Annotated in this window: 5 protein-coding genes; 2 read left to right on the top strand and 3 right to left on the bottom strand. The window is 71.2% G+C overall.

Features of this window, described 5'->3' with window-relative positions; all coding sequences use genetic code 11:
• Positions 1–90: 90 nt before the first annotated feature.
• Together C1I97_RS28210 and C1I97_RS28205 are read right to left on the bottom strand one after the other, a co-directional pair.
• Positions 91–789, bottom strand: coding sequence for an ABC transporter ATP-binding protein (locus tag C1I97_RS28210; protein WP_220040870.1), 699 nt, complete (start codon positions 787–789; stop codon positions 91–93).
• A gap of 1 nt (position 790) precedes the next feature.
• Positions 791–1,549 carry an ABC transporter ATP-binding protein gene (locus tag C1I97_RS28205; RefSeq protein WP_111005956.1) on the bottom strand — a complete coding sequence of 253 codons (759 nt, stop codon included), beginning with the start codon at positions 1,547–1,549 and terminating at the stop codon, positions 791–793.
• Positions 1,550–1,794: 245 nt separating this feature from the next.
• Between C1I97_RS28205 and C1I97_RS28200 the strand changes: the two genes are divergently transcribed.
• Positions 1,795–3,411 carry a long-chain fatty acid--CoA ligase gene (locus C1I97_RS28200; RefSeq protein ID WP_111005959.1) on the top strand — a complete coding sequence of 539 codons (1,617 nt, stop codon included), beginning with the start codon at positions 1,795–1,797 and terminating at the stop codon, positions 3,409–3,411.
• 97 nt (positions 3,412–3,508) lie between these two features.
• Positions 3,509–4,888: a tannase/feruloyl esterase family alpha/beta hydrolase gene (locus C1I97_RS28195; RefSeq protein ID WP_441349160.1), complete on the top strand. Its 1,380-nt coding sequence runs from the start codon at positions 3,509–3,511 to the stop codon at positions 4,886–4,888.
• Positions 4,889–5,113: 225 nt separating this feature from the next.
• Here the strand turns inward: C1I97_RS28195 and C1I97_RS28190 are convergent, their stop codons facing one another.
• Positions 5,114–6,283 carry a nucleotidyl transferase AbiEii/AbiGii toxin family protein gene (locus C1I97_RS28190; RefSeq protein WP_258382770.1) on the bottom strand — a complete coding sequence of 390 codons (1,170 nt, stop codon included), beginning with the start codon at positions 6,281–6,283 and terminating at the stop codon, positions 5,114–5,116.
• Between the last annotated feature and the right edge of the window lie 276 nt (positions 6,284–6,559).

Raw genomic sequence — 6,559 nt, 5'->3', positions numbered from 1 at the left:
GGTGGATGGGGGGACCGGTGGATGGGCGGACCGGCGGACCGGCAAAGCGGACCGGGGGCCGCGTCCGGGCTCCGGTGCCCGGACCGGGAATCACAGGCCGAGGTACTGGAGGAGCTCGTCTTCGCGCTCCCGCACGTCGGCGTTGTCGAGCGACTGCACGATGCGGCCCTGGGCCAGCAGGTAGTGGCGGTCGGCGACGGTGGTGGCGAAGCGCACGTTCTGCTCCACGAGGAGAACGCCGACCCCGTACTCCTTCGCCTCGCGGATGATCTCCCCGATCCGCTGGACGACGATCGGCGCCAGCCCCTCGGTGGGCTCGTCGCACAGCAGCACCCGTGCCCCCGTGCGCAGCACCCTGGCCAGCGCCAGCATCTGCTGCTCTCCGCCGGAGAGCTTGGCGCCGGGCGCGCGGCGCCGCTGTGCCAGCACCGGGAAGGAGTCGTAGATCCGCTCCAGCGGCCAGGGGGACCCCGAAGACTTCGCGGCGGCCGGGACCGGAGGGAGGGTGAGGTTCTCCTCCACGGTCAGGCCCGCGTAGATGCCCCGGTCGTCCGGTACGAATCCCAGGCCCAGCCGGGCCCGGCGGTGCGGGGCGGCCGTGCTGATGTCCCGTCCGGCGAGGGCGACCTCGCCGGTCATCCGCTGGTGCAGGCCCATCACACACCGCAGCAGGGTGGTCTTGCCGGCGCCGTTGCGCCCCACGAGGGTGACCACCTCGCCCTCGCCGATCCGCAGCGACACGTCGTCCAGGACCCTGGCCTCGTCGTAGTGGGCGGAAACGCCCCGCACCTCAAGCAACGTCCACCCCCAGATACGCCTCGATGACCTTCGGGTCGGAGCGCACGTCCCGGTACGGCCCCTCGGCCAGCACCTGCCCGTGCTGGAGCACCGTCACGGTGTCGGCCAGTGACCCGACCACGTTCATGTTGTGTTCGACCATCACCACCGTGCGGCCCTCACGCACCCGGCCGATGAGGGCGACCGTCCGGTCGACGTCCTCCAGGCCCATCCCGGCGGTCGGCTCGTCGAGCAGCAGCACCTTCGGGTCGAGGGCGAGCGCGAGCGCCAGTTCCAGGGCCCGCTTCCGGCCGTAGGGCAGGCTGCCCGCCGACCGGGTGGCGTGCTCGGCCAGACCCACCTGGTCGAGCAGTTCCATCGCGCGGGAGGTGAAGCGGCGCATGTGTTGGTCGGAGCGCCAGAAGCTGCGCCCGAGGCCCGTTGCGGCCTGCAGCGCCAGCTCGACGTGCGCACAGGCCGTCACATCGGCGAAGAGGCTGGTGACCTGGAAGGACCGGGCGATGCCGAGCCGGGCGATGCGCTCCGGCGGCCGGCCGGTGATGTCCTGCCCGCCCAGCGCGATCCGGCCCGCGGAGGCGGACAGGAAGCCGGTGAGCAGATGGAACAGCGTCGTCTTGCCGGCCCCGTTCGGCCCGACCAGGGCGTGTACGGTGCCTTCCCGGACGTTCAGGTCGACTCCGTCGACCGCACGGAAGCCCTGAAACTCCTTGACCAGATTCTGCGTTGACAAAATGGTGCGCGGTTGGCTCATGCCGATCCCGGCTCCCCCTTGGGATGCGTCGCCGACTGCCGGCGTTGGGGGAGACGCTAGAGTCGGCCCCGCACAGGGGCTACGGAGGGGAACACCATAAACCGCGCCGCGGATATGTGGTCTGTCCACGCTGCCGGCCCCGGACCGCGCGACGCGGTGGTAGGGGTGCACTCCATAGTGGGACCGCGTGGACCGTGGGTTTCCTCCGTGGTCCCGCCCTGCCGCCCTCAGTGACGATGTCCGTCATGGCGATGATGGACACACCGCTCACCACCTGGCTGCTGTTCGGCCATGCCCCCCGCTACTTCCACGACACGGAAATCGTCAGCTGCCTGCCGGACGGCGGTCTGCACCGCTGCACCTACGCCGATTTCGGCCGGCGGACCCAGCGGCTGATGCACGCGCTCGACTCGCTCGGTCTCGAGCGCGGCGACCGGGTGGCGACACTCGCCTGGAACGGCCACCGTCACCTGGAGGCGTACTGGGCGGTCCCGTGCACCGGGCGCGTTCTGCACACCCTCAACGTGCGGCTGTCGGCGGACCACCTGGCGTACGTCATCGGTCACGCGGAGGACCGGGTGATCCTGGTGGACGCCGACCTGCTGCCGCTGCTGGAGCAGGTGTACGGGCTCGGCGCCCTCGCGGGGGTGACCCATGTCGTCGTCCTCGCCGACGAGGTACCGTCCACTCCCCTGTCCAGGGCGGTGACGGTGGTGGCGTACGAGGAGCTGATCGGCGGCCGGCCCGACCACTATCCGCCCCTCGATCTCGACGAGCGGACCCCGCTCGGCCTGTGCTACACCTCCGGCACCACCGGCTGCCCCAAGGGCGTCGTCTACACCCACCGCTCGACGGTGCTGCACGCCATGACCGCCGCCACCGCGGCCGGGGTCGCGATCGGCCCGTCGGACCGGGTGCTGCCGCTCGTTCCCATGTTCCACGCCAACGCCTGGGGCCTGCCGTACACCGCGACCGCGTACGGGGCGAAGCAGGTCTTCCACGGCGGACGGCAGGACCCGTCCGCGCTGGTGGAGCTGATGGCCACCGAACGGGTCACCGTGGCCGCCGGTGTGCCCACCGTGTGGATGTCGGTCGCCGACGAGATCGCGGCGCGCGGCGGTCTGCCGGACCTGCGGCACGTGATGTGCGGCGGGGCCCGGCCACCGGGCTCGCTGATCGAACGCTACCGGCGCGAGCTGGGCATCCCCCTGATCCAGGGCTGGGGCATGACCGAGACCTCCCCGCTGGCGAGCATGGCCTGGCCCAAGGAGCGGATGAGCGACTGGGACGAGGAGCGGGTCACCGGGGCCGTACGCAACCGGGCCGGGCTGCCGCTGCCCGGCGTCCAGGTGGAGATCCGCGACGAGCGGGGCCGGGCCGTCCCGTGGGACGGGGAGTCGATGGGCGAGCTGCTGGTGCGCGGCCCGTGGATCGCCGGCTCCTACTTCGGCGGCGAGGGCACCGACCGGTTCACCGACGACGGCTGGTTCCTGACCGGCGACGTCGCGGTCGGCTCGCCCGACGGCTACTTCGTCATCACCGACCGCGCCAAGGACCTGGTCAAGTCCGGCGGGGAGTGGATCTCCTCGGTCGACATGGAGTCGGCCGTGATGGCGATGGACGGTGTCACCGAGGCCGCCGTGATCGCCGTACCGGACGAGAGATGGCAGGAACGGCCGCTGGTATGCATGGTCCTGCGTCCCGGGGCGCGGGTCGGTCTGGCGGAGGTGCGCGAGCACCTGAAGGAGACCGGCTTCGCGCGCTGGCAGCTCCCCGACCAGGTGGAGGTGCTCGATGCGCTGCCCCGCACCGGCACGGGCAAGTTCGACAAGAAGGTCCTGCGCGCCCGGTTCGGCGCCTGAGCCCGTCCTGTCCTGCTGTCCCCGTCCTGCTGTCCCCGTCCTGCTGTCCCCACCCTGTTCCCCGGTCCGATCCGGAGGTATCCGAATGATGCGCTTGATGCGTTCGACGCGTTTCAGAACAGCCGCCGCCGTGCTGGCCGCCGCCCTGGCGGTCACCACCGGCGGCATGGCGACCGCCGCCGGCAAGGCACCGGGCGAGGCCGGCCACTGCGCCGGCCAGGCCCGCGCCGCCGTCCCCGGCGCCGCGCTCCAGACCACGGCCTGCCTGCCGGACCTGACCACGGCCGCGCTCACCGGTACGCGGTACACCGACCAGGCCGACTGGGCGTCCCTGTCGGCGAAGGGGACCAAGAACCCCTCGGGCGTCCCCGGCATCCAGATCGACGGCTACTTCCCGGACGACTCCAGACTGAACACCACGCACGGCTGGAACCACGACTCGCAGTTCGTCATCCGCCTGCCGGACCGGTGGAACGGCAAGCTGGTGGTGACCGGGGCGCCCGGCACCCGCAAGCAGTACGCCCTGGACCATCTCATCTCCGACCACGTCCTCGCCCAGGGCTACGCGTTCGCCTCCCACGACAAGGGCAACAACGGCGTCGACTTCTACACCGACGGCAAACGCCCCGGCGACGCCGTCGCCGAATGGCACGAGCTGACCACCAGGCTCACCCGCACCGCCCAGCAGGTCGCCCAACGTGTCTACGGGCAGGCGCCGCGCCGCACCTACATGACCGGTGTCTCCAACGGCGGCTACCTGACCCGCTGGCAGCTGGAGAACCACCCCGAGCTGTACGACGGCGGGGTGGACTGGGAAGGCACGCTGATGACGGCCGAAGGCCCCAACCCCTTCACCTTCCTGCCCACCGCGGTCGCCTACCAGGCCGGCCGGGCCACCCACCAGGACATGCTGGACGCGGGCTTCGCCCCCGGTTCCGAGTTCCTGTGGCCGTACCACCAGTCGGTCTACTGGGGCCTGACGCAGAAGACCTACCGCGCCGAGTTCGACCCGTCCTACGACCCCCACTGCCCCGGGGCGTCGGCCGGCTCCACACTCGAGGAGATCGTCGCCCCCTGCGCCTCGGACGCCTCGTACGACTACGCCCAGCGGCCGAAGTCCGTACACCGGGCGCTCGACCGGATCGCACTGACCGGCCGGATCGGCAAGCCGATGCTCACCCTGCACGGCACGCTCGACGCCCTGCTGCCGATCTCCGTCGACTCCGACGTCTACACCAGGATGGTCAAGGCACAGGGCCGCGGCGGTATGCACCGCTACTACACCATCGAGGCGGGCACCCACGTCGACAGCCTCTACGACGCCTACCCCGACCGGCTCCGCCCGACCCTGCCCTGCTACCGCACCGCCTTCGACGCACTGACCGCCTGGGTGGAGCGCGGCGCGGCGCCGCCCCCGAGCGGCACCGTGTCCAAGCCCGCCACGGGCGACGTGGTGAACTCCTGCGCCCTGCGCTGACCCGGAGCACCACTGAAAGCCGCCCCGCCGGCCGCCGTCCGGCGGGGCGGCTTCGCGCGCGTGCCCGGCCGCCGTCCGGCGGGGCGGCTTCGCGCGTGTGCCCGGCCGCCGTCCGTGTCAGCACCGTTCCCGTGCACCGAGCTCCGGTACTCGGCCCTGTCATCCTGTTCTCGTTCCAGCCTGTGCGTCGAGGCCACCCTCCGCAGCCGCCTTCGTCGCCGCTTCCTACAGCCGTTCGAGTTCCCGGTCGAGCCAACCGCCGTTGCGCCGGTAGACGTCGGCCAGTCGCTGCCAGGCCGGGTCGTCGAACACGAGGATGCGCGCGTCCTCCACGCTGTGGCGGTCGGAGCCGAGGAGTTCCCGGGTGATGACGATGGCGGTGAGCACGGGGAGGCCGACCGCGTGCATCGCTTCCTGCACGGCGCGCATGCCCTCGCGATGCAGCAACTCCCCGTACTCCCGAATCCGTGGCTCCAGCCAGCGTACGTGGCGGGCGTACTCGCCTTCCTGCTGCCCGGCTGACTCGGCCGTTCGGAACGTCGGTGCGAGGGCGGCCGCCAGACGGTCGACGAATTCCGTCTCGCTTGCCGCGACATCGGGGTATTCAGCCACGAAGTGGTCCCATTCGACCGTGTGCTTGAGACCGGCGATCTCAGGCTGCCCCACCGGGCGGCCCCCGTCGGACGGTTCCGCCTGAAGGAGGACCTGCCGCAGCAGTTCGAAGCGCAGCGGTGTGTGCTCGGCCAGCAGGACAGCGTCGTAGAGGTCCTTGCCCTGCGGATGCATGTCGCAGAGCAGCCACATGAGTTTCCAGGCCAGGGAAAGCTCGGCCGTGGCCGCGTTCAGCCGCGCCTGCAGTCCGCCCGGGGCCGCGGGAAGCAGGACCGGTTCGGGGTCGACGGGCAGGTGCTCGTTGAAGACGAAGTCCATCTGCACGACGCCGCCGGGCAGCCCGTCGGAGGTCCACGGCAGGAGCAGACGCCGACCGGGAACCCGGTCGTACGTCCAGATGTCGTCACTGACCGCTTCGGCGACATCGATCCGGACGACGCTGTCACCGCGGTGGGCGACCGCCTCGGCAGCCCGGGCCACACCGGTGAACATGGTGTCGGTCCGCGCTTCGTCGATTCGCCACGACGCCGGGGTGACGACGAAGTCCAGGTCACCTGGTTCTCGTGCGGCGTCCCCGAACCAGGCACGGAGCAGCACGCTGCCGCGCAGCACGAGATTGTCCGCCCAAGGGGAGTCCGCGATCGCGGAGAGGACCAGGCTGATCGCGGCGCGGCGGGCCGCGTGCCAGGCCTGTCCGGTGTCATGGTCAGTGAACCGGGGCTCCCCGTTCCGGTAGGCGTTGGAGTACTGCTTGAGCGCAGGGTCGAAGATCGAACGCTGCACAAGGCGCTCGTCCGTGGCCGGGTGCAGCGTCAAAGGCAGGTCGAGGCGGGCCCGCACCTTATCGTTCAGCGGGGCCGTGGGTATCGTGCGGCTCCGCCACCCGAATCCCTTCCAGGAACCGGCCATCACGCACCCATCTCTCCGGGCGCCCGTCTCCGGTCGCCGTGTCGCCGTGTCGTTGTAGTACACCACGCACCACCCCGCCGCCCGACGGCTTCCGGCTGCAGCGCCGCACTCCCCACCCACGCCGGCACGGCCCTGTCTCTTATACACCTC

It is taken from the genome of Streptomyces sp. NTH33, from assembly GCF_003236365.1.
Classification (GTDB): Bacteria; Actinomycetota; Actinomycetes; order Streptomycetales; family Streptomycetaceae; genus Streptomyces.
This window is presented reverse-complemented; position numbering and strand designations above follow the sequence as displayed.